This is a genomic window from Vibrio sp. 970, from assembly GCF_033339075.1.
In genome coordinates this window covers 1-1378 of sequence record NZ_JAWOTW010000068.1, presented here as the reverse complement: position 1 = coordinate 1378, position 1378 = coordinate 1, and the positions used below count along the sequence as shown (strand labels likewise).

General features: G+C 45.1%; 1 protein-coding gene. It reads left to right on the top strand.

Annotated elements, in window-relative coordinates:
• On the top strand, positions 1–1378 hold a 1378-nt coding region (locus R7Q11_RS24730; RefSeq protein WP_225466829.1), incomplete at both ends, for a tandem-95 repeat protein.

The following is a 1378-nucleotide window of genomic DNA, read 5'->3' as shown; positions in this document are numbered from 1 at the left end:
TTGATACGGTAGTCGCAACCTTAACGGTTCGCGATACTGACACTTCTGAAGATCAATTAACCGTTTCTTTAGAAAACAACTCAAACGGTTACTTTGTGTTAGTTGGCGATGAAGTCAAGCTGACTCAAGCGGGCGTTGATGCAGTTAACAATGATGAACTTAACCTTAAAGACCTGACTATTAGCGCGTCAGTGTCGGATGGTGTTAATCCAACGGCTAACGACAGTGACAGTTTGATTGTGAATCGTGTTAACGATGCACCGACTGTTGAAAATGCCATTGCAGACCAAGTGTTATCGGAAGATTTCGATGCATACACGATCGACTTGAATGAAGTATTCAAAGATTCTGATTCCTCGCTAGAATTCTCAGTTTCTGGCAATAACAGCATCCAAATTTCTATTGTGAATGGCGTCGCCACAATCACTCCGACAGCGGATTGGAATGGCAAAGAGACAATTACGCTTACAGCTAAAGACCCAAGCGGTGAAAGCGTTAACCAAACGGTGGACTTTACAGTAGCACCAGTAGTCGACATCGAGGCTGATAGCGCGGATGTAGTCGAAGACACACCAACCATCATTAACGTCTTAGGTAACGACACGTTTGAAGGTAAAGATAAAGTGGTGTCTCTGGACGCTGAGAATGGTCCTAAAAATGGCACCGTCATCGTAAACAACGATGGTACGGTGACCTACACACCAGATGATAACTACGTAGGTAAAGATACTTTCACTTACGTCGTGACATCAGGTGGAGTGTCAGAATCCACCACCGTTGAAGTCAATGTAACACCGGTCAACGATGCGCCAGTGGCGAAAGATGACATCGCTACGACACAAGAAGACACTGCAGTTACTATTGATGTTCTGCCAAACGATTCTGATGTGGATGGCGATAAGCTGAGTATTGAATCAGCCTCTGTTCCTAAAGAGCAGGGTACGGTTGAAGTGGTGGATGGAAAACTTGTTTTCACTCCGGCAGAAAACTTCAATGGCCACGCTGAAATCACCTACACCGTAACGGACGGTCAATTGACCGACGAAGCGAAAGTAACTGTTACAGTAAATCCAGTAAACGATGCGCCAACTATCAAGGTTGATGCCGTAGAGAGCATCACTGAAGATGCAGTGAGCACTGATACGGTAGTCGCAGCATTAACGGTTCGTGATACTGATACGCCAGAAGACCAGTTAGCCGTTTCTTTAGAAAATAACTCAAACGGCTACTTCGTGTTGGTTGGCAATGAGGTCAAGTTGACTCAAGCGGGTGTTGACGCGGTTAACAACGATGAACTCAACCTTAAAGATCTGACTATCAGTGCGTCAGTATCGGATGGTGTTAATCCAACAGCTAACGACAGTGACAGTTTGATTGT